The following is a 444-nucleotide window of genomic DNA, read 5'->3' as shown; positions in this document are numbered from 1 at the left end:
GTATTAAAGTTTAATGCTGCACGACATGGTTTTAGGAGCTACCTTGCTATTGGCGGCGAGTGGCATTTACCTGAGCCCATTTTAGGTTCTTACTCAACAGATATATTAGCGGGTTTTGGTGGCTTAACCGGTGAAGCACTACAGGCTGGCGATAGTTTTGATATAACGCCAAGGTTCAATACCAAAGTTGGCTTAGGTGCCATGCTACCACCTAAAAGTACACAAATTCGTATTCATGCTGCACCACATGCAGCACTGTTACCAAAAGAAACCATCGTTAACTTTATAAATCATTCTTGGCATGTATCGCCTAATAGTAACCGCATGGGCACAAGACTATTAAGTGATGAGTGTGATATCAGCCATGATGTTTCATTACCCTCTATGGCTGTTGCTCCTGGCTGTATTCAGCTTCCGCCAAATGGTGAACCCATAGTACTATTA

Annotated in this window: 1 pseudogene; it reads left to right on the top strand. The window is 42.8% G+C overall.

The features are described 5' to 3' along the window. Positions 1 to 444, top strand: a pseudogene (locus E0L37_RS21420) (biotin-dependent carboxyltransferase family protein); the annotation flags it as partial.

The organism is Alcanivorax sp. 24, from assembly GCF_004360225.1.
In the GTDB taxonomy this organism is placed as follows: Bacteria; Pseudomonadota; Gammaproteobacteria; order Pseudomonadales; family Alcanivoracaceae; genus Alloalcanivorax; species Alloalcanivorax xiamenensis.
This window is presented reverse-complemented; position numbering and strand designations above follow the sequence as displayed.